This window comes from Paenibacillus sp. FSL W7-1088 (assembly GCF_037969855.1).
Classification (GTDB): Bacteria; Bacillota; Bacilli; order Paenibacillales; family Paenibacillaceae; genus Paenibacillus.
Genome location: NZ_CP150216.1, coordinates 5,500,342 through 5,525,103 on the forward strand (window position 1 = coordinate 5,500,342; position 24,762 = coordinate 5,525,103).

A 24,762-nucleotide genomic window follows, 5' to 3' on the forward strand; every position below is an offset into this window, starting at 1 on the left:
TCTTTCTTTCCAACTTATCAGTGCCTTTTGGAAGCTCTTGTTCGAAGCGTCAAGAATGGACGAATCTATTTAGGTATGAAAGAAAAAATCCACGTCTTTTAGTTAGACGTGGATTTAGGAATATGATCAGCTACTAATTTTCAATTATGCCAATATAGAACGGACATTGCGTAGAACTGATTTCATAAATTCAGAGGTTGATTCGGCATGCCCCGCAATTTGGATACGTCGTTGCCGCACATCAAGACTCTTCAACTGATCCGTCAAAACAACACCTGAAAATGGCAGGTCTTCTGGTAGTGTAACTTCAAAAGGATAATCCTTGGCTTGGCTCGTTATGGGACATACAACGGCAAAACCCGTTATTTCATTGAATTCAAGTTCTGATAGAACAATAGCCGGTCGTCTCCCGGCTTGCTCATGACCCGCTTGAGGATCAAAGTCAAGCCATATCAGATCGCCTCGCTTGGGAATAATCAAAGTAACTCGTTCCCTTCAGTGCCAAAGTCTATTTCTTCATGTCTTGTATCCTGTTTCACTTTAGAGAGCAAAGTCTTTAGATGGTTACGTAGTTCCTCATTGGACTCTACAGGCTTGGTTTTTGGACGCAACAACAATTCATTATCTTCTGTCACCAAAATCTCAATTTCCGAGCCTTCTTCCAGATTAAGACGTTTAAGCAATTGGTTAGGAATGCGAATTGCACTGCTATTTCCCCATTTGCTAAGTGTGGCTGTAGTCATGGCAATCCCACGCCTTTCGTTTGATTGATGCTCCAATTATACCTCACCTCCCTACAGTTGTATATCTATATGATATACATAAAACAATAAAAGGATACATTGTATTCAACCATAAAATAATGATTGTACAGCCTATGATTACGAATAGATATACCATTGCTATAAAGCAAAATGAGCATATACAAACCCTCGTTTGGTCGAAACGAGGGTTCCCAGTCAGATCATCCCCAACAATGAAAAACAGTTGTAAGCCTTAGACGAAAAAAATGAAGTCCAGACTGCCCCTGTTTTATGGAGCTATGTCCCTCGGTAGCTTACCCTTGTATAATGTGAATTCAATATAGGGTTAGTCACAGTCAATGTAGTGTGCTCAGGTACGTCAGAAACACCAAAAACGGCTCTTTCCGCCATATCGGACGGAAAGAGCCATTTTGATAATACCGGGGTACTTTGCCATCAGCTCGCCTTCGCGAGTTTCGTGCCGCGAATCGATGCCGTAGCGTATACGACGAGCGCTGTCCAGATGAGCGCAAAGCCAACGAGCAGAACCGGCGAGACCGATTCCTTGAATACGAATATGCTCAGTAACAACATGATCGTCGGCCCGATGTATTGAACGAAGCCGAGCGTTGAAAGCGACATCCGGGCGGCTGCTCGCGCAAAAAAGAGCAGCGGCAGCGCCGTGACTACACCGGAAAGAAGCAGTTCGATGAAGGTCGGCGCAGGCAGCGTCCATGCCGTCGTTTTCCCCGCAACTGCCAAATAGATCCAGTAGCCGAGCGCGACAGGCAGGACTACAGCCGTCTCCGAGAATAAGCCTATAGAAGCGTCCTGCTTGATCTTCTTCTTCGCCAGGCCGTATAAGCCAAATGACGCAGCCAGCGAGATTGCGACCCACGGAAACCGTCCATAGTCAATCGCGATGATAAGCACCGCTACGCCAGCAATGGCAATCGCGAGCCATTGACCGCGGTTTGGCTTCTCCCGAAGGAAGACGACCGCTAACAAGACGTTCAGCAACGGATTCAAATAATAGCCGAGACTTGTCTCGACGACATGGCCGTTGTTGACCGCCCAGATGAAGATGAGCCAATTGGAAGCGATTAGCAGTCCGCTCGCAGCGAGCGACAGCAAAAGTGAACGGCTAGTCGCAATCTTCTTTATATCACCCCAGCGTCGCTGGGCGGCGACCAGAATACCCATGAAAACGAACGACCACACAACCCGATGCGACAGAATCTCGCCTGCCGGCACTTCGCTAAACAACTTCCAATAGAGCGGGAGAACCCCCCACATGATATACGCAATAATAGCGTTGACCAACCCACTATTCATAACCTAATTTCCCCTCTTCTTGCTCTGATGTCTGAACTCGGATTATACGTCTTGATCCCTCTCAAGTAAAGGGAATATTGATTAGTTTGATTTAATTATTACTTATACTTATTAGTCAAGATTAATAATCTTATCAAAGCAGTATGAATCTTTGTCATACCCATTATGCTCATAGAAAGCATGAGCGTCGGTTCGCTTGAATCCGCTGCACAAAATAATACTAGATATTCCGAGTTCTTTAGCATAATTTTCAGTATGTCTTAATAGTTTTGTGCCTACGCCATGATGCTGAAATTCCTTTTTTACGGCCAGAGCTTGTATATGTAAATAACCAATCGTTACCCCTACAGATAATGCCTGAACTATCGTTACAAAACCAACCACATCATTTTCAAATAATGCAACAAATGTTTTGTAATTCCCGTCCTCAATCATTTTTTCTGTAGTAACTCGAAAGTTTTCATCATTAACATTGCGAATCTCAAGGACATCGTTCCATAAAAAAACAACTTCAGTATAGAAACTCCTTTCCCCATACTCTTATAGAATCGATGATACTCGACAATTTATTTCCTTGTTCAGTGAGGGAGTATTCTACTTTGGGTGGCACAGTGTCATCTACTATCCTCTTCACAATTCCATCCGCCTCGAGTTCCCTGAGTTGTAAAGTCAACATCCGTTGTGAAATCCCTGGTATTAATCGTTTAAGTTCATTAAATCTGACTGATTTTTCGGATAAAATGTCGACTATCCTCCCTGTTTATTGAACAAAGAAGCCGATCGTTTGATCAGCTGCTTTCTTTGTTTTATAACGCTATTATTTTCCTTTAGTTGAATTAGCTTGAAGCGTAGCGCTCCTGATACTATTTAAGTCTTTTTTGGGTAATCCATATGTGTTAATATCAAAAAATTGTTTTTTTCAATAAAAATGCTCCTTCTCCTTATATTCTCTGTATTATTCATCAACATATTTGTGGTTGAACTTTATATGGACTTTGCGATAGCTTCGCATTTTTGTATAGCCCAAATGTAATGATTTGAAGTGTTTGCTGCAAAATAGCTGTATAAATTACTTGTTTTGGTCCATTTATAGTATTTCTTTGTCATGATTTCTTCATTTGTATGTAATTTAATTAATTCCATCACTCTTTCATGGCTTAATTTCAATTTTTTTATAGCTTGATTCAATGTTACATCTTGATATTTTTCCCATATTTTCATATTAAGTATTTTAATCGCACTCCATTTATAACCAGCTGCCGGCATAAAAGGAATATCACCGTCCATACCTTCTCTATACCACCTCTCAAGCATGGCATGCCATTCATATAGATGCATCAATACATCCCGAAAATTCTTATCTCTCTCCTCAGTTTCAACAGAACTACTCCTTTTGCTTCTGGGTACAGATTCGATTATTGCAAGCATTGATTTAAAATTCATGTCGCTATTTAATAATAAAGTTTCTTTTTCATTTTGAGTCACTGTTACAAATACCTCCTTTTATCCGGTATATTAACATATGAATATTCATTCTGATACGTATCATTTTATAAACTGTTTTTACGCTAACCTGCCCGTTAGTTCAATAAGATAGAGGAGCAGTATCCGGGTCTGAACCAGCTGATCCCCATACTTCCCCCTCAACCCTATAACCGCCACCGCTCCATTGAAGCAAGTAGTCTCCAGTACGCATGCCTTGCGTGAAACCTTCATTAATATTTATCCAATCTAGAGATTCCCCGACAGCAATCGTTCTAGCGAAATACACTGTACTAGTATCTAAGTGCGTTAAACTAACATTGACTTCGTGTCTACTATTGTTCTTCATTAGAAGTTTTATATGTACAAATTCCGGATTTATTGAAAAGGGTTGCTGTACCGTTGCGCCCCCAGAAGCAATATAGTGGGAGGGTTTATCCTCTTCTTCACTTAAAGATAATAATACCAAAATTAAGATCCAACTACTCATGTTTGTCACATCATATCACCTCTCTCATACTACAACGGATTTATATCGAATTTGTTGCTCTATTTCAAGGATATAAGTCATTCCGCTTTCATAGTCTACTTAAAGTCAAATATAAAATAGGCCCCCATGTAAGGTGGCAGCCCTAATTGCTTTCGTTTTCCGTTAGTTTGAATTTTCGATTCCATTTATGTTAATTTTCTCTCCACGTTCATTAAATATAAATCCTCTTATTTCCACCTCTAATGTACTTTTCATCAGCCTCATGCGTGCAGAATTGATCACCGGGCTAGCGATTTGCATTGGCAATATTTACTCATTAAACTGTGTTCTCATCTTTGTTAAAGTGGATAAGCATTATGAACACAAAGACGGGAGCTTTAATAGACATGAATGTTCTTACCAAATCCATCATTGGTCTGCTCTGCGCGACGACATTAGCTGGCACGTATTTCAGTTATACGGAGCATCAGAATAATCGACAATGGGAGCAGCAACAACAGCGCAATACGCAATACTGGTCGCATATGCAATCGATCTACTTGCGCAATTTCGACTATGCGCTTGCGGAGTCCCTTGCGGCACCTAAGTTTGCAGATCGGCAAGTAGCACTTCAATCTGCGATTGAAAATGCCAATCTTATATTGCAATTAGTAAGGAGTGCATCCGCTACAACGAACTTTCAATCTTGGCCAGCGTACGAATCGTTTATCACGAACGGCAGCCGCTACTTGGCCTATCCCGCCAACGAGAAGGAAATTTCGCTCAACCCGGATCAATTAGACCAAATTCAGCGTCTGAGAAAGTTCGCGAGGACCGCCCTACCATATCTTGATCTGATGAGAGAGAAAGGCGATGGTACTTCTTTATCGGATATAGAACGGATCTCGACCGAAATGGAAGAGGCCTTGTCTCAACTCGACTCGGTCTCCACGTACGGCAATAAAGCCTTTAACGAGTTCGTGTACAATCAGAATCCTTACGCACCTCCGAAGCCAGGAACCGTTTTCGCCGGTGAACCCACTTATAAGGCTACGGAGCTTGCGGCCAAAGCGAAAATCTTCATGGGCGAAGCTTGGAATACAGGAGCAGGTAAGCAAATCGTCAACATGGTCTCAGGCGGGAGCAGCCCCCAATTAGGAGAAGTCATGGATTTTAAGTTATCAGACACCGCTGGAAGACCAACCAGCTCCTATATTGCAACACTGAGTAAAAGCGGACACGTGCTCCAAGTGACACGCGACGGCTCGACCTCCGAAGAAGAGGCTGTGGAGCAATCTATGGACTTAAAGCAGGCTATCACGGTTGCAGACACCTGGATGGCGCGTTGGTCTGACGAACGTCTGACAATAGTAGCAAAAGAAATAAAAGGTACCTCAATTCATATCACTTATATACCGGTTCGGGAGCAAGTTTCCATTCCGCAAATGCAAGTCTTATGGGAGTTTGATCGCCGTACTGGTGCGTTAAAGACCTTTAATGCGTATAATTATTTTTACAATTACAATAAAACCTTTCCACTTCACCCGAAACTGACAGCGCAGCAAGCCTCTGAAAATCTCGGACCAAAAGTAATCGTCTCGGGTAAGCCAAAGCTGGAGATCTACAACAGCAAGCTTGTATACGCATTTTCTGTCACTGGAATCGAAGGCGTTTCTCACGTGTACATAAACGCCCTCACAGGCGCTTACGAAGGCATCAATTACCGCTTGTAACCACAACAAAACTAGGCAACCCCACGACCACCTCGCTGCAGGTAGCCTTCTCAATGTACCACTTAATTCAACTATTTTGTCCGTTAGTTGAACAAAAAGCAGCCGATCACGTGAACTGCACCCCAATTGTTAGACACCATCTAACAATTGGAGGTGCAGTTTTTTTGTCAAAATTTAATTCAGACTTGAAAATAGAAGCTATTCATCAATATTTATCAGGAAATGAAGGGATTAAAAGCATTGCGAAATCCTTAGGAATTAATCATGAAATCCTGCGTATGTGGATCAAGCAATACGAATATCACGGTTTAAAAGCTTTTGAAAAAACCTATACAGCTTACTCTCTAACCTATAAACTAGACGTACTCAACTATATGAACGAAAATGGGACGTCTCCAAATGAAGCTGCGGTCATTTTCAATATCTCTTCTCCAGGGGTTATTCGAAGGTGGCGCAGTCAGTTCAATGAAAATGGGATCGACGCCCTAAAACCAAAGATAAAGGGGCGTCATTGTATGACGGATAAGAATAAAAAAGGACTTCAAAAGCAAGAACCTGCTGAGGGATCGACTGAAGCTCTACAAGCTGAATTAGAACGTTTGCGTATGGAAAACGCCTACTTAAAAAAGTTGAATGCCTTAGTTCAAAACAAGGAAAAATCACCAAACAAGACAAAGCGCAAGTCGTCTATGAATTAAGGCTTGAATTCCCGGTGGTTGCATTATTAGCGTTCGCTGAAGTCCCACGTAGTACCTTCTATTACTGGGTGAAGCAGTTTGACAAGCCCGATCTAGACGCAGACCTGAAACTCCTTATTCAATCCATTTATGAGGAACATCACGGGCGTTATGGATATCGTCGTATCTGTGATGAACTAGTTAATCGTGGACATCGAGTTAACCATAAAAAAGTACTGCGTATCATGAAAGAATTAGGCTTGAAATCAGTGGTGCGTATGAAGAAATATCGTTCCTATAAAGGAACTGTAGGTAAAATTGCACCCAACGTACTGGATCGTAATTTTCTAGCAAAAAAACCAAATGAGAAATGGGTTACGGATATTACAGAGTTCAAGTTGTTTGGAGAAAAGATGTATTTATCACCTGTTCTGGACTTGTATAACGGTGAGATTATTACGTACACAGTAGGGTCTCGCCCTACGTATTCCTTAGTCTCCGAGATGCTAAATAAAGCCTTTAAACGCTTGTCCAACGAGGATAAACTCCTCCTGCACTCGGATCAAGGCTGGCACTACCAGATGAAACAGTATCGACAGGCTTTAAAGGGACAAGCGATTACCCAGAGCATGTCACGCAAAGGGAATTGTTATGATAACGCAGTAATGGAGAACTTCTTTGGCATTATGAAGTCAGAGTTTTTTTATCTTCATGAATTTGAAAGTGTAGATCACTTCAAACAAGAGCTAGCACGATACATGGATTACTACAATCACAAACGCATCAAGTCAAAATTAAAAGGCATGAGTCCGGTACAATACCGGGCTCATGCCCAACAAATTGCATAAAATATTTGTCTAACTTTAAGGGGTCACTTCAACGTTGGTCAGCTGCTTTCTTGGTTTTATTAAGCTATCATTACCGTTAGCTCAATGAGTATCCCCCCATTTTAGTGGTTCATAACTCATCGATCAACGAGATACCTTTAGTAATCCTCATTCTACTATCCTGCAAGAAATCGCGGGTCCAATCATCTGGTTTGCTTAAATCCCAGCTCCGATGCATACCGACAACCACAATGATTTCGCGAAGTCTAAGGAAAAGCTTCAACAAATCCTTCCAGTTGTCTGGCATTCTTCGGCCATCCTCTGTATAGCCTAACTCGAAGTGCTTTATGAAAAGTTCATACTGTTCCTTTCGTTCGAACTTCGAATCTTCTCCGAATACATATAGCAAGTAATACAGCTGGATAGCAATATCCTCGACATACCAACTGTACTGGCACTCGTCGAAGTCAAAGAGAGTTAATCCCCCAGCTTCATCGATCGTGAAGTTTCCTACATTAATATCTCCGTGGATCAAACCAAAATTATCCGCATTAACAGGCAGACTCGCCAATTGTCCTTTAAGTTCATCAAGAGCAATAAGGATTGGTCGAAATTCTGACGGCAAATAATCCTCGGCTCGTAAAAGGTATTCATTAAACTCCCAAGTGTGCCTTTTGGCTTTGGTAGGCTTGTAAAGCTCCGCTAATTTATGAAGACGGCCCGTTATACGTCCACACTCTTCATAAAGTATAGAATTACCTAGACATTCTGGATATCCGATTTTACGGCCTGGTGCATATTTAAAGGAGGTTACGTAAAAATCAATTGAATTTCCTTGAATTAATTCGTAATACTCTCCATTAATTGAAGAAATCGGTTCTGACACTGATATACCACTCTCTGAAAGATAACGAATCCAATCTATTTCTGCTACTAGTACTTCCGATGTGCGAAGAGTGCTTGGAGTGAAACGGAGAATATATTTCAATTCATCGCGATTATAGGAATAAATAAAGTTTTGAAAACCTCCAATGAAAGTGAGTTCCTCTTGGCTGACCCCATAACGCGCGGCGCCTTCTGAGGCATGTTCGTCCAAGAACAATAATTTTATTTTGGGGTCCATTAGTTCTCCTTAGTAATAAAGATTAATTTATGGCCTAACTCGCTTAATAAAATGACAATAAAAGTTCAATGCCAATCTCATTCCAAGTAATAGTGAAGATTAGGCCCCGTTAGAGCCTCGCGAACGTGATGTAATCGACTTGGACAGGCTCTATCGATTCGATCCGAAGTGCCCGATTGATCTGTCCCCGGTGATATTGCCCATGTAAGAGGACCTGCAACAGGATGTCCCGGACGGATGTTCGGTATGAAACCCCGCTCTGATTCGCGTAGTCGATTATTTCGTTCAACTCAGATTCCTCAAGCCCTTCGATATAGACGCGATATTGCTCAGCGTTTTCTTTGAACATCGTCCGGATCGCCGTCAGCTCTTCCGCTTCCTCCCACAACGAATACTGCGCACTGCCCTTGCCCTGCAATCGAGACAGCCAGACTCGTTCCGCGACCGCAACGTGCCGAACGAGTTTCAGAAGGTCCATATTCTTCGTCTCACTCTCTTCCAGCGCGTCCAAGATGCGTCCGTCTGCCCAGTAAAGGTGGTCCATCATACACTTGATCGTCTTCATTTCGATTTCCCCCTCTTCGTCTCGTTGATTAATTTAACCTGTTGCCATCTGATAGTTTCATCAATGAAGCTTTTAATTTGTTTCGCATAAGCATAGTGCCGTGAACTAGCCTGCCCGTTAGTTGAATAATTTAGTTAGTTACATCAATGGGAATTGAACCATCATTATAACGATAAGAGAAGAAATACAGCTTAGTATTGCAATCAAAATATGAAGACAACTGAATGAGATTTTTTCTATAAAAATTCTTTCTTTTCTTTGAATGAAGCACGAGTAAATTAACACAGTGATCACAATGGGCAAATATTGATGAAGATTCGGTCCATCCTTACTCGGTAATACTTCATGAATATATCCACCTATAGTTTCATCAATGATCATAAATGTATATATAACTCCGATTAACGCCGAAATAAAAAACTGAGATGCTAACTGAACTAGATTCTTCTTTAAAAGGAAAGGACCCATTTTTCGGTATAGATCATTGACCATTATGTATTGGTTGCCTCCTCATTTTTTCTCGTTTCCCGTTAGTTCAATACACGATCCCTCGTACAACTAAACACTCCTTTGAAGCTTGACATTAAATTCTGTCGTTGACGCAGTGACATACTCCATATAATTCACAGAGCCATTAAAGTTCAAATAAGCTTCATAACGCATGCGGATTCCAGGTAAAGTAATCAAATCCAGAACATGTTCCTTTGGAACCCACCTGCATTCGCTCGTTTCATTAGAAGTAGCTAACGCTCCACCCACAGCTTTACATACGAAATCAAACATGACCTTGGTAGGGACATCAGTCACACCGTCATACCACTTATGGATTGCTGTATTCGAAACAACACTAATTAAATGGCTAACCGTGGCGTCTATTCCACTTTCCTCTTTGATTTCACGAATGACACCATCAATCAGATTTTCTCCAACTTCAGTTATCCCACCAGGATACACCCAACCGTCGTCATGGGCTTTTACTAAAAGGATATTTCCAGTTCCATCTTCTACAATTCCGCCTGCAGATACAATATGTGTCGGGAACCCCATTTTACAACCTCCAAATAAGATAAAGTTGTATATTTATTCCACATGATTCCCGTACTTCCCTGCCTTTGTATCATTCGGAATTAATTCATACAAGGCACGAACATCACAACCGATGGAAGCAGCGATTGATATGGCAATTTTGAGTGGCATTACTCTTTTGTTTTCAATAAAGTCGTAAACTCGTTCCGGTTTAAAAAGTAATTCTTTTGCCAGCCATTCCGCTGACTTTCCGGATTCCTTCAATCGTTCATTCAGTAAGCAACGCCCTAATTCAAATTTCAAGAAACGATGACCTCCCTTATAAGAACATATTTAACCTTAAGCGTAATCCATTGCCAGCGTGAATATACTTCCTTTTTTTACAATGAAAAGTGATTCTCAATCTGGTCTATATCATCTTTTTCTAATTCCCATCCTAAGGCATTTAGATTATCAACAATGTGTTTCTTGTTCGCAGCTTTTGGGATCGTAACTAATCCTTGCTGTCTTAACACCCAGTTTAATGCAACCTGATATGCTGTTTTACCGTACTTGTCCCCTATGGTGTCGAGTATATTTCTTTCTATTGAGCCCACTTCAGGAAAACCTTTCATACCAAATGAATGTAAATGAGGAGCAAATCCAAATGGTGAATATCCCATAATTGTGATCCCATTCTCTTCTGCAAAGGGTAAAATCTGATTCTCTATGCTTCTATCGTTTAAATGGTACGGTACTTGATTACATATCAAAGGCACATTTCCTAAATGGTACTGAGCTTCTTTCATTAATTGAATGCTAAAGTTACTCACCCCGACATATTTGACTAATCCCTTATTAACTAATTCAGTCATGGCCCCCATCGTCTCTGAAACATCATGTTGTTGACTAGGCCAATGCTGTAAATACAAATCAATATGACTTGTTTTTAAACGTTCTAAACTTGCCTCTGCCGCTCTAAGGACACCTTTGTAAGAACAATTTTTTGCAGAGACTTTAGTCACAAGAAAAACATCATCTCTAATACCATGGATGGCTTGACCAACAATTTTCTCTGCTCCACCATTCCCATATTCTTCGGCAGTGTCAATCAGAGTAAGTCCATTCCTAATACCAAAATGCAACGCCTCTACTTCCTCTTTTTCTTTCTGCTTATCTTCACCATATTTCCATGTCCCTTGGCCTATAACAGGAATGCTTACTTCCGTGTTACCTAGCTTACGATATAGCATCTACTAACCTCCTAACAATAATGAAAACTTATTCGCATAATAATATTCTTTGTTCACCGATCACAATGAATGCTTGGGCTGGAAGAGAGCCTGAAGATAAGTTAACCCTCATGCATCCTGAAAAGGAGCATTGAGGGTTAACTTAGTTTTATGACGTTTAAATTAAGCGCTGCTTGGGCAAATGCAAAATAACGTTGAATTGATCGCCATGAATTTCAATTTTGATCTCACCGCCGTGCAGCTCAACGATGCTTTTCACAATGGACAGCCCTAGTCCGGAGCCTTCTGTCTGGCGGGATACGTCTGCTCTTTTGAAACGTTCGAACAATTCTTCCGCAGCAAAATCAATTTCATAAGCAGCTGTGTTTTGAATTTTGAATAATACCAGATCATCAGACTCGTCCAAATAAATATAAATTCTGGTTCCTGGAAGCGAATATTTCTGCGCGTTGCCAATTAAATTTTCGAAGACACGCCAAATTTTATTGCCGTCCAAATGTGCATGGATCGGGAATTTCGCGATCCTCTCCCGAATCACGAGCGACGCTTGTCCCATACTGGTATTGGACTCGGCAATCGCCTGTGTTAACAAGGTTGCGACATCGACGTACTCCATATCCAGCTCTACTGTACCGCTGGCCATCTTTGAGATTTCGAACAGGTCTTCTATCAACAGCTTCAGCCGTAGCGCCTTCCGGTCCAGGGTTTCAATATAGGCTCGGGTTGTCTCCGTAGACAGATCTTCTTTTTTTAATAAATCGACATAGTTGATAATAGAAGTAAGCGGGGTCTTCAAATCATGCGATACGTTGGTAATCAGTTCAGTTTTTAACCGTTCGCTTTTCATTTGCTTCTCCAGCGCGCTTTGATATCCGGCTTTCATATTGTTAATATAGCCAGCAAGTTCAGATAGGGCGTCTTTCCCGGTATCTTGAATTGCATTTTGAATATTCCCTTCGGCAATTTCTTTGCTCCCGTTGATGATCGCGATAAAGCGTCTAATCTTGGAAAGTATATACGGAACCAGGAAAAGCACATACAGCAATACATAAAGTATGTGCCAGTCACGTTCGTAGTAATATGTGGCTGCCTGCCAAACATAAATACCCGCTATCGCGGTTAGCAGAAGCATAACGATGAGGCCTAACGTTAGTCTCCAGTTCTGCAGACTGGCTCTAAGACCAGTTCTCCAAAAATGAAAGTAATCCATCAGCACACTGCCATGCCAGAAGGAACGCCTACTAAGGGGTGCCTTAAAATAAAGAAACAGTCTGCTCACCAGCAAGCAAAGAATCGTAAAGGCAAGCAGTGCCTGGATGAAACTTGAAGTTGAATAGCTCAGACTCAACCCCACGTATGAATACTCGCTTATGAGTATGAGGCTCCATAAGATCGCGGCAACAATTATGACAATAAGGTCGATTCCAACCTTTCGATCTGCTTTACTTTTTCTCGATTTTGTATCCAATTCCCCATACCACCTTTAAATATTTTGGGTCTTTGGGATTGATCTCAATTTTTTCACGAATATTTCTCACATGTACGGCAACCGTATTCTCTGAAGCGAAGATCGGTTCATTCCACACGCGCTCATAAATCTCTTCAATTGAAAAAACTCTACCCTTGTTCTCCAACAACAGCTCCAAAATTTTGTATTCCTTCGCGGTCAGTCTGACGTCCTCTCCATCCACTTCAACAGTCTTCGAGCTTTTGTTCAGCACGAGTCCTCTTACTTGAATGATCTCTTCCCCGTTTGACTGGAAGGAACCTAAATTCGTAAACCGACGCAGCTGAGATCGGACTCTAGCGATCAGCTCTAGCGGATTGAACGGCTTCGTAATATAGTCATCGGCCCCAACGTTGAGTCCCAAAATCTTGTCGCTATCTTCCGATTTGGCGGAAAGCATAATGATCGGTATATTTTTGTTTTCACGAATTTTAAATGTCGTTTTAATTCCATCGAGCTGTGGCATCATGTTGTCCATGATAATAAGATGAATTGTTTCTTGTTCTAGGATTTCCAGCGCCTCCAATCCGTTAGAGGCCGTTAATACATCCACATCATCGCTTTTCAAGTAAATAACGAGCGCTTCTCGAATTTCCGGTTCATCGTCTACAACAAGAATGTTATTTATAGCCATTATTTCTCACCTTCATCACAATATTTCTTATACTTGCCCATCCGGAACTCATGTATCCCGGAAAATCAACATGGCCGGAGGGAACGTCTGCAAGCATCAGCTCTTCCGGTGATTCTTCCTGATCCGTGTAAAATCCATGCACCCCGAATCTGTCCAGAATCTGCATAACCGGTCTGCGATTGACGGTGTGAACATAGCTTTTAACCCCAAACTTATTTAGTGCTGGAACTAGATTGGGGTTGAGATACACACGGTATACGGGCATGGCAACCGCTGTCAAATGTTTGTCCCTTACGAATTCTACAATACTTTCGGCAGAGGCGCCAGTTTTGTAAAGTGAATACATTTTGTTTGGAAAGGGGTAGATTCCCATAACCGTGTCATACATTTCCGGGCTGAAAATTTCAGGTATAATCCGGTTGAGCAGTGCAGGATCCGTTCGGTGCGCCTCATTGACTAGATGCGCAAACTGCTGCTGAATTTGCTCTTTACTGCCTGCTTTCGTATCCACGATTAAGTCAAAATCAGGATATTGCTGCATCAGCTGCAGTATGTCCTGCAGTGTAAGCGGGTGGAATCTGCCCATGATAAGCGAGTTTGCAAACTGAAGCGTTGTTACGTTTTGTCCGCGATGAGCGGCCAAATCCGGCTGTAGCCTGTCAGACCAATCATGTCTGGCTACAAGCTCCCTGTCCGTCGTCTGCACAAGATCAACCTCGAACAAACGGTACCCTCTATTGTAATTGGTTATAAATGCCTCATAAGAATTTGTGTAGCTAGCGCCGTTGACTCCACCAAATGCATGCGCAATAAGCCTATTTCCCTGCCAGCCGCTGGTGCCAGCTGTAGAGGCAGGCTGATTCTGACCTGACCAAACAAAGCCCCAGCTGCACCAGATTATTCCAGCCGTAATGACTATGAATAAGCTTAACATAATCGTTTTCTTCATTCGTTCTGCCCCTTTGTTATCCCGATGTAAGTCATACTACAAGACTCAAATGAAGAAGGACTGGTATAAAAACGAATGAATTTATGAAGTTTGTATACATTGAAATCCATATAAAAAAAGAATCCCCGTTTGCCAAAACGAGGATTCCCATACCATCTTGCGCTATTCATATCCATTAGAATGATAACTAAATCAGTTCCTGCTTCCGCTTCAAATACACATACAACACTACGCCAGATACCGCACAGATCACTGCACATAAACCAATGAATCCATATCCCGCCTGAAGTCCGCGCAGCAGCCCTAACTGAGTGGTTGCCCCATACATATTCTTCACACCTTCAATCACCCAGCCGATCACATAGTTACCGATGACACTACCAACTCCCATCAGGGTAACCGTGAAAGTAATCGCGGTGTCACTGCCGTTTGGATATCTGCGTGCGATAAACGCCATAACTGTAGGATAGATCATCGCTATGCCCGCGCCAGATATCGCAAAGAAAATCGCAAGACGCTCTCCCCCTGCAAGCGCCACGAACGTACACACTCCCGAGAAAGCCGAGAACAGAATCAGCGACAATACAAATCCGATCCGGTCCGTCAATGGTCCAAGCAGCAGGCGGCCCAGCGAGAACGTGAGGAAGAACGCAGATAATAACCCGGAGGCTTTGACCGTGTCCCACGTATAGGCTTTCTCCAGGAAGTTAACGAGCCAACCCCCAACCGCCAGCTCCGATACCACGCCAAAAGAAAGAATGAGCACCATCAACCAAAGGGCAGGATCACGTGTTAACGTCTTCAGTGAAGTCCGATCTTCATGAGGAAGATCGTCCCCCGGAAACTTGCTGCGCAGTGCTGCAATAATCGGCAGCAGGCAGAGTGACAACATCACCAGATACATGCCGCGCCAGTCCAGCTCGTGTCCAAACACGCTCAACGACATGACACCAGTCGCCAGCAAAGGTGCTACCGTTGAACTCAGCCCATAGAAGAAATGGGACAGGTTCATCATCGTACCTGTGTTCTTCACAAAGATCCGCGCACCCAGAATCGCCAATGCAATCTCCAGCATGCCGTTACCGATGTACATGAAGAAGTACGATGAAGCAAAGAGTGGATAGGTATGAGACACATAAATGAACACACCCGAGAGGATCATCGAGGCAAACGAGATGATGCTAACCGCCTTGATGCCCCATTTGCGAACCAGAATAGCTGTGAAGGAGCAAGCGATCAGATAACCCAGTGCGTTTAGGGACAGTAACGTCCCGAGCTGTTTCTCATCCAGATTAAAGTCGAATTGAATGCGCGGAATGGCCGGCCCTTTAATATTTTCCGATATGCCAAATACGATAAATCCCAGAAAGATCGTTGCCAGTTGCATGGCGTACAGCTTGTTGAACTTTCGTTTGTTGCCTTGCGTACCTGCTTGCTGATTCAAAATAAGTTCCTCCATTGTGTTCAGGAAAATGATTGCACGTTATAACTACGATTGCAGTACCATCTTCCGACCGCTGTTATCCCTGTATTTTTTTGAATCGTTCCTAAAGGTGAAAATACAGTGATAAAGGCGTTCTTCAGATTGGTTCTGCCCTCTCCGTTATCGCATCAATGATTTGTACATTTGAAATAGGTAACATGGTTAAGCTTTATTCCTAAAAATAGAATACTCGTAAAAGCTCCTTTTTCCTTTACCACTGCTTCTCAACCACCTGAATGCGGTAGGTCAGGCTCTCTAGCGTTACCGCGACTAGCCCAGTCACATATTCGCGCCGAGTGTCTCTTTGGATGATTAACTCCGGCATATGCTCCTGTGGGATCAGGTGATCCAGACAGCCTTGTAACAGGTCATCCCGCATAGCCGGGTCCATTGTATCGCCCGTAACAACAATCGCTGCCGGGTTAATAATTGCAATGATGGAGATCAGCGTCTTTGTGACGAGTTCCTGCAACCCTTCCGTCGATTTCAACATTCGCAGCTGCTCTTCCCGTGACACGCCAAAAGGTAAGAAGGACACCTCGCCCCCAAATTGCGTATTCCCGGTCAGCGGCCGACCATCAATGATAAATCCTGCACCCGGAAAATGGTTCTCTGGAAACGTCACCACCGCAAAGTTCTTCTCTTCCTCAAATTGCTGCTGGTTATACAGTCCATAGACCGTGAGGTTCATGTCGTTGCCAATGACCACTTCCACGTCTTCATATTGTTCCTTGAGCCTTGGCCCGAGTGGCTGATACATCAGCTCCGGTAAATCGCAAATCCCAATAACGCCGTTGTGTGCCACACCAGGTATGCCGATACCAATCGCCTGCACATTGTGGTGTTTTTCAATCAGGTTTGCAATTAGATCCTCTACCACCGGGACATTAATCTCATCCAAAAAGAGTGTCTGTTCGTCCGCCATCTCTCCGTTCAGATTGGCATATGTATGTGTGATTGAGTGAATGCCGCCCTCTGTTCGAATAATCAGGCAAAGTACGCTGGCGTAGTCTGCATTAAACTGATACCTACTCGCCGGTCTTCCACCGCTCGATTCATCTGGACCCAAGTCGATAATCTCACCCGTTTGGAGTAATTCGTTCAGGATCGTGCCGCATGTCGCTACGCTAAGTTTGGTCAGGTTCGCGATGGAAGCCTTCGTGCCTACGCCCATGGATCGGAGCGTGTTCTTGACCAGTTCAACGTTAATGCGCTTCACCTGCTGGGTGTTGTGTGATGTGGGTAACATGGTAAGTTATATGCCTCCTTTCGTTCATTTCGAACCATTCAATGAATGTTTTTAAAAGTATTTTAATAATTGAAGTGTAGGGGGATTTGGGAGGAAAGTCAATGCTTAATTGGGAGAGGAAAACGTTTGGATGGGAAGGCAAAAGGACAGTAGAAGATCATTGGTTACGATCCTGCGCTGTCCTTTGGTTAAGGTGGTTTTATGTAGACTGGCTTAGTTGATGGGCCAAGATGCTCTTCTCCAGCCGGACTTTAAATAACTTTCGGTTCAGATCCTGTTCCATGGAATGAAGGTGATATGCTGCTTGCTTCACGGTACTCATGTCTAGCACACCTGCCTGCTTTGCGATGATGTCCATGGCGTCCAATATGAGTTTGTTGCATGTGACCAGTTGATCGACGTAATCGTCTTCTTGTTTGATGAGTTGTGCGTACTGCGAATTCAGGTCTTCGCTGTTTGTACTTGTCATGTCACCACTCTCCTTTGTTAAGGAGAGGGTAACATAACTATAGAACAGATGTGGTACGCGTAAACGTACCAGTATATTCCTATTCACATCATTGTTTATTAAAATAATCATCTATTTGACTGAATTTATAGTAATCTTTAAGTTTTGCCTGCTACACATGCGGCTTTATGAAGTATTATTAAAAATCATTAATTAAATTTTTTTATATAAAAATGTTAAACATTTCTATAAGTTCCACCGTCTAATTATTGGAAAGTACATAAATTTAGATTGGAGGTTAGCTTTATGAATAAAAAATTAGTTTTTTCAACAGTCATACTCTCTTTAATGGCAGGTGGAATGATTTACTCAGGTACACTTGATCAAAGGAATTCAGGATCAGTCGTTAATGGGGATGCCCAGACTTCAGGACCTATTAATAATCAAGAAACGGATGAAAAGAAAACCTTCAAAGGTCAACTAGAGGTTTTTCCCTTCGAGGATGGGGTTATACAAGCAGATTTAATTGTCAAAGTAGTATTACGTGAAAACCTTGGTGAACTTACCGAACCCGTGCCTAAAAGTATATTTAATGCTCAAATTCTAAGTACACAAAAAAGTGACCCTACACTAGTATCAGAAACTATTAGTATCATGCAACAAGGTAATAGTGAAGTCTTGTTTAATGATAATCCGTTATTCCAAGAAAATGAAGAATATATTCTATTCTTGAAAAAAGCTGTTGGTTCTGTGGCAGAAGAATATCCAAACCTTTATTGGATACTGGGTGAAGATACTAATATGTATAAAAATATTAGAAATAACACTGTTGAAAAATTAGGGTATATTGACAAAGAACTTTATGATGTTGAGAACAACCATACTTTAAATCTCAATGAAACGACTAACACTCAAGTGCTCAACGAAGAAGCATTCATTAAGAGAATAGAATCAATAACTAAATAATTATTAACAAAGAGAAAGAAATGGGTTATAGATTATGATAAAATTCCTAGTAAAGTTGTCGATAACTTCTCTTCTTTTATCAACTCTTGTTCCTATAAATGCATATGCACATAAGTCTCCTAATACTTGTCACTCGAATGGAGAATCTTCTGGATACTCTGTTGATTGTAACAATCATCAAGGTTCTTCAAGTTTCACTTATAAAGCTGCTTAATTTTTCTTGTATTCGAGTCCGACAATATAAAAAATATCCACTTAGCTACAACTTAGATAGCATATTTGTTACATTATTGTTGGCATTTCCTCCCCTATTTGACACCCACCTCAAAAAGGTCTATCCTAATAACGAATAATCCATTCACTATTAAGGAGTCGTTCCCGATGGTGCAAGCCAAGAAAGACGAAGTCAGGAAAGAGATTGAATACGCCGGCACTCAAAGTCTTTTTTGAAAAGGGCTATGTGGATGCCAAGATGAGCGATATCGCGAATGAAATCAATATTTCCGTGGGCAATATCTATACTTATTTTAAGAACAAGAAAGAACTATTCTACGCCGTCGTGCCGCCGGATCTAGTGGATTATCTGAAAAATGTGCTGGTGGAGACGATTCACTTTGATAACCAGACCTTGTTCGAGGAAACGGATAGCGAGCGAAAGTCGGCGCTGTTGCAGGAACAGGTGGACGTATTACGGAAATACCGGAATCAGATTGTCATCATCTTTGAAAAGAATAAAGGCACCATCTACACCAACGCCAAGAACGAGCTTGTCGAGCTGATGATCGAAACCAAGAAGGCCTATCTCAAGAATCAATATAAACGGTATGAGATTGGCACCGAGGAGAACTTGATCTTACTGAACATCCTCGCATACAACGTGATCGACATGAACCTGGATCTATTGAAGCGGGATATGAGTGAAGACAGCCGGAAGCAAATTTTCGAAGCTTTGTATGTATACAGACTGTATGGTATGAAGAGTCTCAACGAATAACACTCCATCTCATCATTTATGCCGGATAGACAAAGCGTGCAGATCAGATCAACTTCACTTGGTTTGCACGCAAAAAACTTCATCATAGATCAGCCTATTTTTTTAACCTAAAAATGAATTAATTATTCACTATTGAAAAGAGTATCTTTTTTACCCCAACTACTCACCTCACCCACATTCTAAGGAGGAACATACATGAACACCGCTTACGCATTGAAAAATGTCAATCTGATTCACGGCGACTCCAGCCGCAATCTGCAAAAAAACATGACCATTCTCGTCAATGAGCAAGGTCTCATTCAGGATATCGGCCGAGATCATGAGTTGCATATCCCAAGTCACTACACAACCATCGACCTCGCTGGTAAATACGTAATGCCTGGACTGATTAATGCTCACGTGCACCTCTTTGCAGATGGTAAACCATTCAGTCTTTCGGTCAGTGAAGGTTTGTTGCAGTTTGCCTATGATCGGATATTGAACACGAAGTTCGGCAGAAACGTTTTGAAAAAACGCATGAAACGCAACGCGCTGACCGCACTCCATGCGGGTGTAACGACGATGCGCAGTGTAGGGGAATTCTTTTACACGGACGTCCAGCTGCGGGATGAGATTAATAACGGCGACTTTGTCGGCCCTAATCTGCTTGTCTCCGGGTTTTTCCTAAGTGTCACAGGCGGACATGGTGCTCCATTCCTCACTCTGATGGGCGACTCTCCGTGGGAAGCACGAAAAAATGTACGCATCAACGTGAAACACGGTGTGGATTTGATCAAAATCTGTGTGACGGGAGGCGTGACGGATGCGAAAATGGTGGGCGAAGCTGGACGTTTACAGATGACGGTGGAGGAAGTTGCGGCGATCTGCGATGAAGCGCATAAGATTGGCCTGCGGGTGGCAGCCCATGTGGAGAGCACGGAAGGAGTAAGAGTTGCGTTACAAGGTGGCGTCGATACCATCGAGCACGGTTCGGAGATGGATGACGAAATCATTCGTTTGTACAAAAATAATCCCAATGCCCTGAATGGCTATACCGCACTTATCCCCACCCTGCAAGCCGATTATCCATCCGCCACACTGGATACCAGCATAACGAAGGTAAGTGCAACGGTAAAAGAGAATTCCAGACTCGTCTACGATTCCATGCTCAAAGGCGTGAAGCAAGCGATCGAAAACGACATCACCGTTGGTATAGGCACTGATGCCGCCATGCCTTACGTGACTCACTATGATATGTGGAGAGAGATGGACCACTACATGAGACAGGCCAACCTGAACAACAAACAGGTCATCGACATGGTGACCCGAACCAATGCGAAGATCTTAGGCGTTGATGATGTTACAGGGACGGTGGATATCGGGAAACATGCTGATCTGATTATGATGGAGCAAAATCCGCTGGAACATATCGAAGCCTTGTCTGACATCTCTATGGTCATGGTCAAGGGAAATCTAATTCAAACACCATCTGTCACAAGAATCAAAGAAGTCGACGATGTTCTAAACTCAGTTTGGTGAATTCAGAAGTGAAATCATGCTTGGTATACTGATCAATTGTTTTTCCATTATATGTGCGGGAGTACCCTTGGGGCCATCTCCAAAAAGTTCATGAATGACGGTTATAAATCCATACTCAATCAAGTGATTGGGATCAGCGCACTCATCATAGGCATGAGTACAACCATGAGCAGCATATCCACCAGCCAATATCAGATTATGTTTATCATCTTCCTCACCTTAGACGGGATCATTGGGCAACTGATTAATTTCGAGAACATCTTGTCCAACATCATGACCAAATTCTCGTCGGCTTAAATGAATGATTAACGGTTGCCATCTCGTTGTTGTGCGTAGGATCGATCCCGATTCTGGGGCCACTACAAAGTGCATTACAGGGGGATAATACCTTTTTGCAAATTAATACGATTTTCTCGGGCATTACGTCATTGATTCTGGCATCCACCTTCGGGATCGGCATCATCTTCTCAGCGTTCATTCTATTGGTCATCGAAGTGCTGGTCTTCTTCTCGGCTGATTTCTTATCCGTTTTCATGACAACGAACATCATGAATGAAATCACTCTGATTGGCGGCATCCTGGCGCTTTGCACGGGGTTAAACATCTTGAAGATTACGAAAAGATCAAAGTATTGAATCTGCTGCCTGCCTTATTTATTCCGATATTTTTGCTATAAGTTCGGGTTGAGAATGATATGTAAGAACAAAATTAACTTTTTCGTGTCTGTAGCTTAAGACAAACTATCACAGAAATATATAAAAGTCGACAACATTTAATTGTCGACTTTTTACGATAATTATGATTGGGTAATTCCACTGTATGAATGCTTATTAATGCAGTTAATGGTGACTTTCCCGTTCTCAACATGAATATATTTGGCTAAAACAGCTACTTTGGTTTCCCTATTTAAGGTATTCCAATAAAAATCAAGCGTTTCGTTGATATCGTCAAAGACGCTGACTATAAACGGCTCGCCCTCAAAAGAAGGAATCGGGTCTCCATTTGCCGCATAGGTTGTTATACAGTGGCCAAGCCCAGGAATGGCTTTTTCGTAATTATAGATATTTCTTATACAGTATTGCGGATCATTATAAAACGATTTTAATATGGATAACTTATAACGAGGTACGGCTGTTCCGATTTGCAACAATCCAGATATTCTCGGAGTAAAATTAGGTGGGTCCGGCTCAAACTCTCGTTCATCCAGGGCATTCTCGAAAGTTTTCCCTGCACTCAGAGCATGATAAATGGTTTCTGTCTGATCTCCATTCGATATAATATGATGATCTTCATAGAATTTTATCGGAGAATAAATAATTAATGATGGATCTGTCAGTTTGGAGGAATCAAAAGCCTCCGTCCGAACGAACCCATTTTCCTCCACGAATATACGATTCTGGCTGTTCTCGCTTCTCCCCATTATCCAATAAATCTGAACGTAATGCAGCTGATCAGGCGTAAGACCGATGACGATACCTCTTCCAGGATATTGGTTTTCTCTAAGATTGTTTAAATTACGTTCCAAAACTTCATTAACATGACTACTCATTTCTGATCTCCTTTCGAACGTATGTTAAGGCAAGAATGTAAATTGATAATTAGACAAACTTGTATAAGCTTCTTTCAGTTGCTTGTCCGGACTAAACGTATACGAAAAAGTCCCTTGATCCAAATTAAATATCTTAGCTCCCTTTTGCAATGTTTTACCTCGGATAAACAACGTTATGCAATGCTCATCATCGCTATCATTAATAGTTTGATGTGCGTAATCAAGCAATCCCGAATTGGTATCCCCTGTATTTAACATATATTGATCTAACAGTTCCAATTTTGCTTCCATCGTATCTTCATTGGTTTCAAGAACTTTCCACAGTTTTTCTCTGTACGAACCGGCAAGAATGATGGTTGAATAGATCCACTTATGACTGTGTACTTTAGGGACAGACTCTCCATTATGCTTTTTGGATTTGAACCTGTGCAGTCTCACACGAAAGCGATCTTCAGTATCCATATGCAACATGAATTTATCCATCGTTATCCGTGGATATTGATTATGGGGTTTATAATCGTTAAAGAGTTCTTCATTCGTTGCAATTTCCCGACAACGTTGCTGAATTTCCTCAGGATATTTAATGATTTTTTTTAAAGCTTCTTCCACTTTTAAGCACTGCTCTTGCGTAGGTTCATCCCAATTAATCTCCGTTTCCAGATAGGCGATAAATTCATTCCAAGTTGTCAACTTCATCGTCTCCTTTACAAATGAACTGGATTTGCCCTGATTAGTTATTTTTAACATCCATTTTTTTGGATAAAACCGCATGACTTCCCATTCCAAAATACTTAAGTATCGGATGGTAACTAAACCTGTCCAATTTTCTCATTAAAGGCAACCAAGCATTAAACCATGGCAGTGGAATCGCATCCGGACCAAATTGGACAATTTCAAACCCGCCCTCTTTCAGGCTCTTTCTCATCTTCCATGGAAATCTCCACAAATGCTTGTTAACCCTCCCGAATTCCTCCATGTCTTCCGCCACCCCCTCGTCACCTTTTACCGCATGGTATAACAATCTCCATGAACCATAAATTAACGAGAAGGGGCTCTTCCAGGAAAACTCGAAATAATGGGCACCACCGAGTCGTGATATTGCACAGAAATTCAAACATGTTGGAAGCGCAACGATAGCTTTGTTTTGACTGACCCTTCTTATTTCTTCCAGACCTTGTTTGAAGTCGGGGAGGTGTTCCAAAATATGCAATGCAATTACGTTTTGAAACGATTGATCCTTAAAAGGAAGTTCAAAAGGTAACGCTTCCACAAATGTGATTTGTTCTTTCACACCTTGAATCTCTGCAAATTTTTGAATCACTTTCAGATTTTTCTCCGACACATTACTTATGGTCACATTCAATCCTTTTTTGGCTGCTAATACGCCAAGTATACCATCTACAGAGCCGCCTCTCCCAATATCAAGCAGACTCTCTCCAGTTGTTAGGTGAGATAGTAACTTGTCAAATTTAGCTCGATGAATATATTTTTTCAACTCATGGTTTGAATTCCACCTACTGTCCAATCGCTCATACAAGCTTTCGAAACTGATATTGTCGAATACTCTTAAATCCACAACATGTGCAACTCCTTTTCTTATCGTGTATTGAAGATGGGTCTATCTGCGTTAATTTCATCGACCCATGACAGTATTTTCTCAATATCACTGTCCGTATTATCTTCAATATATAAAATGTGCTCCGAATCTCTTAAGCCGGAAAAGAATTGGCATATATTTTCTATGAACTCATAGGAGTCCTCACTCAAAAATACGTCGTCCCTTGTTTTTCTTGTTCCCTCTTTTCGTCTTCCATCGAGCCTTCCAGCCACCACTTCAGGTGGCGGATTTAACACAATGGTATACGGTTGATAACCACTATGCTCAAGAATGAACTTCAGTCTCTCAAAATGTTGCTCTTCGAACCAGTTTAATTTCCGATAAGTCGATATATAAGCAGCTGAATCATAAATTCCCCGAGATGTAATGATTACGTTTTCAGGTTTGGAGGCAGCTAATGTGTCTGCATAATTAGTCAGGTAGATTCTGTGGTAAAGTCTGATTAAGCAACGCTCAAAATCAGACAAATTCCTGATGTTGGGAAACTCTTTGAGAAAATCAATGTCAAAATCGTTTTCGTAGAAAATATCATGTTTTTCATTTAATTTGTTTAACAACGTCGTTTTGCCTGACCCGTGCGGACCTGATAAAAAAATGGGATGCTTCATTTTCGCCTCAAACCTCCAGTGTAGATT

28 protein-coding genes and 1 pseudogene are annotated in these 24,762 nt (G+C 41.9%); 7 read left to right on the forward strand and 22 right to left on the reverse strand.

The window, feature by feature from the left end; genetic code table 11:
* Positions 1–144: 144 nt before the first annotated feature.
* From MKY42_RS24785 to MKY42_RS24815, 7 genes and pseudogenes are all read right to left on the reverse strand, one after another.
* Entirely contained in the window at positions 145–480 is a 336-nt protein-coding gene (locus MKY42_RS24785; protein WP_090903804.1) for a type II toxin-antitoxin system PemK/MazF family toxin, read from the reverse strand.
* A complete protein-coding gene (locus tag MKY42_RS24790) occupies positions 477–779 on the reverse strand; it encodes an AbrB/MazE/SpoVT family DNA-binding domain-containing protein (RefSeq protein WP_017687001.1) in 303 nt (100 codons plus the stop codon). The genes MKY42_RS24785 and MKY42_RS24790 overlap by 4 nt, the downstream gene beginning before the upstream one ends.
* Positions 780–1,199: 420 nt before the next feature.
* Positions 1,200–2,078 carry an EamA family transporter RarD gene (rarD, locus tag MKY42_RS24795; RefSeq protein ID WP_090903805.1) on the reverse strand — a complete coding sequence of 293 codons (879 nt, stop codon included), beginning with the start codon at positions 2,076–2,078 and terminating at the stop codon, positions 1,200–1,202.
* A 111-nt stretch (positions 2,079–2,189) separates the two neighbouring features.
* Entirely contained in the window at positions 2,190–2,558 is a 369-nt protein-coding gene (locus MKY42_RS24800) for a GNAT family N-acetyltransferase (RefSeq protein ID WP_179265805.1), read from the reverse strand.
* 31 nt (positions 2,559–2,589) lie between these two features.
* Positions 2,590–2,829: pseudogene (locus tag MKY42_RS24805) on the reverse strand (winged helix-turn-helix transcriptional regulator); the annotation flags it as partial.
* A gap of 233 nt (positions 2,830–3,062) precedes the next feature.
* Entirely contained in the window at positions 3,063–3,563 is a 501-nt protein-coding gene (locus MKY42_RS24810) for a ClbS/DfsB family four-helix bundle protein (RefSeq protein ID WP_090903807.1), read from the reverse strand.
* Positions 3,564–3,663: 100 nt separating this feature from the next.
* Positions 3,664–4,050 (reverse strand): hypothetical protein, encoded by a 387-nt coding sequence (locus tag MKY42_RS24815; RefSeq protein WP_256222346.1) that lies wholly within the window; start codon positions 4,048–4,050, stop codon positions 3,664–3,666.
* 386 nt (positions 4,051–4,436) lie between these two features.
* Here MKY42_RS24815 and MKY42_RS24820 point away from each other — a divergent pair, with 386 nt between their 5' ends.
* Together MKY42_RS24820 and MKY42_RS24825 are read left to right on the forward strand one after the other, a co-directional pair.
* On the forward strand, positions 4,437–5,762 hold the full coding sequence (locus tag MKY42_RS24820; RefSeq protein ID WP_339845480.1) for a hypothetical protein: 1,326 nt from the start codon (positions 4,437–4,439) through the stop codon (positions 5,760–5,762).
* A gap of 164 nt (positions 5,763–5,926) precedes the next feature.
* A protein-coding gene (locus MKY42_RS24825) for an IS3 family transposase (protein WP_339845483.1) occupies positions 5,927–7,287 on the forward strand; the annotation gives its coding sequence in 2 pieces (ribosomal slippage) (positions 5,927–6,383 and positions 6,383–7,287; 1,362 coding nt in all).
* A gap of 109 nt (positions 7,288–7,396) precedes the next feature.
* Here MKY42_RS24825 and MKY42_RS24830 read toward each other — a convergent pair.
* The 11 genes from MKY42_RS24830 to MKY42_RS24880 all read right to left on the reverse strand — a co-directional run bounded on the left by MKY42_RS24830 (position 7,397) and on the right by MKY42_RS24880 (position 17,503).
* On the reverse strand, positions 7,397–8,389 hold the full coding sequence (locus MKY42_RS24830; protein ID WP_339845486.1) for a phosphotransferase: 993 nt from the start codon (positions 8,387–8,389) through the stop codon (positions 7,397–7,399).
* A gap of 109 nt (positions 8,390–8,498) precedes the next feature.
* Positions 8,499–8,954: a DinB family protein gene (locus MKY42_RS24835; protein WP_090903810.1), complete on the reverse strand. Its 456-nt coding sequence runs from the start codon at positions 8,952–8,954 to the stop codon at positions 8,499–8,501.
* Between the two features lie 558 nt (positions 8,955–9,512).
* Complete coding sequence (locus MKY42_RS24840) at positions 9,513–10,001, reverse strand: NUDIX domain-containing protein (RefSeq protein ID WP_090903812.1); 489 nt, start codon at positions 9,999–10,001, stop codon at positions 9,513–9,515.
* Between the two features lie 33 nt (positions 10,002–10,034).
* Complete coding sequence (locus MKY42_RS24845) at positions 10,035–10,283, reverse strand: transcriptional regulator (RefSeq protein ID WP_090903813.1); 249 nt, start codon at positions 10,281–10,283, stop codon at positions 10,035–10,037.
* A 77-nt stretch (positions 10,284–10,360) separates the two neighbouring features.
* Positions 10,361–11,212, reverse strand: a complete 852-nt coding sequence (locus MKY42_RS24850) for an aldo/keto reductase (RefSeq protein WP_339845490.1) — start codon at positions 11,210–11,212, stop codon at positions 10,361–10,363.
* A gap of 157 nt (positions 11,213–11,369) precedes the next feature.
* Positions 11,370–12,680 carry a HAMP domain-containing sensor histidine kinase gene (locus MKY42_RS24855; protein WP_339845493.1) on the reverse strand — a complete coding sequence of 437 codons (1,311 nt, stop codon included), beginning with the start codon at positions 12,678–12,680 and terminating at the stop codon, positions 11,370–11,372.
* Positions 12,655–13,353, reverse strand: coding sequence for a response regulator transcription factor (locus MKY42_RS24860; protein WP_179263449.1), 699 nt, complete (start codon positions 13,351–13,353; stop codon positions 12,655–12,657). Before MKY42_RS24860 ends, MKY42_RS24855 begins: the two co-directional genes overlap by 26 nt.
* Positions 13,340–14,302 carry a phosphatidylinositol-specific phospholipase C/glycerophosphodiester phosphodiesterase family protein gene (locus MKY42_RS24865; RefSeq protein WP_339845495.1) on the reverse strand — a complete coding sequence of 321 codons (963 nt, stop codon included), beginning with the start codon at positions 14,300–14,302 and terminating at the stop codon, positions 13,340–13,342. The genes MKY42_RS24860 and MKY42_RS24865 overlap by 14 nt, the downstream gene beginning before the upstream one ends.
* Before the next feature lie 187 nt (positions 14,303–14,489).
* Positions 14,490–15,689 carry an MFS transporter gene (locus MKY42_RS24870; RefSeq protein WP_339853071.1) on the reverse strand — a complete coding sequence of 400 codons (1,200 nt, stop codon included), beginning with the start codon at positions 15,687–15,689 and terminating at the stop codon, positions 14,490–14,492.
* Positions 15,690–15,996: 307 nt separating this feature from the next.
* On the reverse strand, positions 15,997–17,034 hold the full coding sequence (locus MKY42_RS24875; protein WP_339845497.1) for an ROK family protein: 1,038 nt from the start codon (positions 17,032–17,034) through the stop codon (positions 15,997–15,999).
* 199 nt (positions 17,035–17,233) lie between these two features.
* A complete protein-coding gene (locus MKY42_RS24880) occupies positions 17,234–17,503 on the reverse strand; it encodes a hypothetical protein (RefSeq protein WP_090903818.1) in 270 nt (89 codons plus the stop codon).
* A gap of 285 nt (positions 17,504–17,788) precedes the next feature.
* Between MKY42_RS24880 and MKY42_RS24885 the strand changes: the two genes are divergently transcribed.
* The 5 genes from MKY42_RS24885 to MKY42_RS24905 all read left to right on the forward strand — a co-directional run bounded on the left by MKY42_RS24885 (position 17,789) and on the right by MKY42_RS24905 (position 21,595).
* Positions 17,789–18,448 carry a hypothetical protein gene (locus MKY42_RS24885; RefSeq protein ID WP_339845500.1) on the forward strand — a complete coding sequence of 220 codons (660 nt, stop codon included), beginning with the start codon at positions 17,789–17,791 and terminating at the stop codon, positions 18,446–18,448.
* A 418-nt stretch (positions 18,449–18,866) separates the two neighbouring features.
* Positions 18,867–19,442 carry a TetR/AcrR family transcriptional regulator gene (locus MKY42_RS24890; protein ID WP_339845502.1) on the forward strand — a complete coding sequence of 192 codons (576 nt, stop codon included), beginning with the start codon at positions 18,867–18,869 and terminating at the stop codon, positions 19,440–19,442.
* A 195-nt stretch (positions 19,443–19,637) separates the two neighbouring features.
* Positions 19,638–20,960, forward strand: a complete 1,323-nt coding sequence (locus MKY42_RS24895) for an amidohydrolase family protein (protein ID WP_339845504.1) — start codon at positions 19,638–19,640, stop codon at positions 20,958–20,960.
* Between the two features lie 51 nt (positions 20,961–21,011).
* The gene (locus tag MKY42_RS24900; protein ID WP_339845507.1) at positions 21,012–21,257 is read left to right on the forward strand and encodes a DUF554 family protein; all 246 of its coding nucleotides are present in this window, start codon (positions 21,012–21,014) and stop codon (positions 21,255–21,257) included.
* Between the two features lie 26 nt (positions 21,258–21,283).
* On the forward strand, positions 21,284–21,595 hold the full coding sequence (locus MKY42_RS24905; protein WP_339845510.1) for a DUF554 family protein: 312 nt from the start codon (positions 21,284–21,286) through the stop codon (positions 21,593–21,595).
* Between the two features lie 161 nt (positions 21,596–21,756).
* On the opposite strand, the gene MKY42_RS24910 is transcribed toward MKY42_RS24905, so the two are convergent.
* The 4 genes from MKY42_RS24910 to MKY42_RS24925 are packed head-to-tail and all read right to left on the reverse strand — an operon-like array spanning position 21,757 to position 24,735.
* On the reverse strand, positions 21,757–22,509 hold the full coding sequence (locus MKY42_RS24910; protein WP_090905532.1) for an IMP cyclohydrolase: 753 nt from the start codon (positions 22,507–22,509) through the stop codon (positions 21,757–21,759).
* Between the two features lie 24 nt (positions 22,510–22,533).
* A complete protein-coding gene (locus tag MKY42_RS24915) occupies positions 22,534–23,199 on the reverse strand; it encodes a hypothetical protein (RefSeq protein WP_090905534.1) in 666 nt (221 codons plus the stop codon).
* Between the two features lie 40 nt (positions 23,200–23,239).
* Positions 23,240–24,085, reverse strand: coding sequence for a class I SAM-dependent methyltransferase (locus MKY42_RS24920; RefSeq protein ID WP_339845517.1), 846 nt, complete (start codon positions 24,083–24,085; stop codon positions 23,240–23,242).
* Positions 24,086–24,105: 20 nt separating this feature from the next.
* A complete protein-coding gene (locus MKY42_RS24925; protein WP_090905537.1) occupies positions 24,106–24,735 on the reverse strand; it encodes an AAA family ATPase in 630 nt (209 codons plus the stop codon).
* Positions 24,736–24,762: the final 27 nt, after the last annotated feature.

Excerpts from the sequence above, each read along its gene's own strand:
- rarD (WP_090903805.1), bottom strand. The coding sequence starts at position 2,078 with ATGAATAGTGGGTTGGTCAACGCTATTATTGCGTATATCATGTGGGGG.
- MKY42_RS24815 (WP_256222346.1), bottom strand. The coding sequence starts at position 4,050 with ATGAGTAGTTGGATCTTAATTTTGGTATTATTATCTTTAAGTGAAGAA.
- MKY42_RS24820 (WP_339845480.1), top strand. The coding sequence starts at position 4,437 with ATGAATGTTCTTACCAAATCCATCATTGGTCTGCTCTGCGCGACGACA.
- MKY42_RS24830 (WP_339845486.1), bottom strand. The coding sequence starts at position 8,389 with ATGGACCCCAAAATAAAATTATTGTTCTTGGACGAACATGCCTCAGAA.
- MKY42_RS24835 (WP_090903810.1), bottom strand. The coding sequence starts at position 8,954 with ATGAAGACGATCAAGTGTATGATGGACCACCTTTACTGGGCAGACGGA.
- MKY42_RS24840 (WP_090903812.1), bottom strand. The coding sequence starts at position 10,001 with ATGGGGTTCCCGACACATATTGTATCTGCAGGCGGAATTGTAGAAGAT.
- MKY42_RS24850 (WP_339845490.1), bottom strand. The coding sequence starts at position 11,212 with ATGCTATATCGTAAGCTAGGTAACACGGAAGTAAGCATTCCTGTTATA.
- MKY42_RS24860 (WP_179263449.1), bottom strand. The coding sequence starts at position 13,353 with ATGGCTATAAATAACATTCTTGTTGTAGACGATGAACCGGAAATTCGA.
- MKY42_RS24865 (WP_339845495.1), bottom strand. The coding sequence starts at position 14,302 with ATGAAGAAAACGATTATGTTAAGCTTATTCATAGTCATTACGGCTGGA.
- MKY42_RS24870 (WP_339853071.1), bottom strand. The coding sequence starts at position 15,689 with ATGCAACTGGCAACGATCTTTCTGGGATTTATCGTATTTGGCATATCG.
- MKY42_RS24875 (WP_339845497.1), bottom strand. The coding sequence starts at position 17,034 with ATGTTACCCACATCACACAACACCCAGCAGGTGAAGCGCATTAACGTT.
- MKY42_RS24880 (WP_090903818.1), bottom strand. The coding sequence starts at position 17,503 with ATGACAAGTACAAACAGCGAAGACCTGAATTCGCAGTACGCACAACTC.
- MKY42_RS24885 (WP_339845500.1), top strand. The coding sequence starts at position 17,789 with ATGAATAAAAAATTAGTTTTTTCAACAGTCATACTCTCTTTAATGGCA.
- MKY42_RS24895 (WP_339845504.1), top strand. The coding sequence starts at position 19,638 with ATGAACACCGCTTACGCATTGAAAAATGTCAATCTGATTCACGGCGAC.
- MKY42_RS24900 (WP_339845507.1), top strand. The coding sequence starts at position 21,012 with ATGTGCGGGAGTACCCTTGGGGCCATCTCCAAAAAGTTCATGAATGAC.
- MKY42_RS24910 (WP_090905532.1), bottom strand. The coding sequence starts at position 22,509 with ATGAGTAGTCATGTTAATGAAGTTTTGGAACGTAATTTAAACAATCTT.
- MKY42_RS24925 (WP_090905537.1), bottom strand. The coding sequence starts at position 24,735 with ATGAAGCATCCCATTTTTTTATCAGGTCCGCACGGGTCAGGCAAAACG.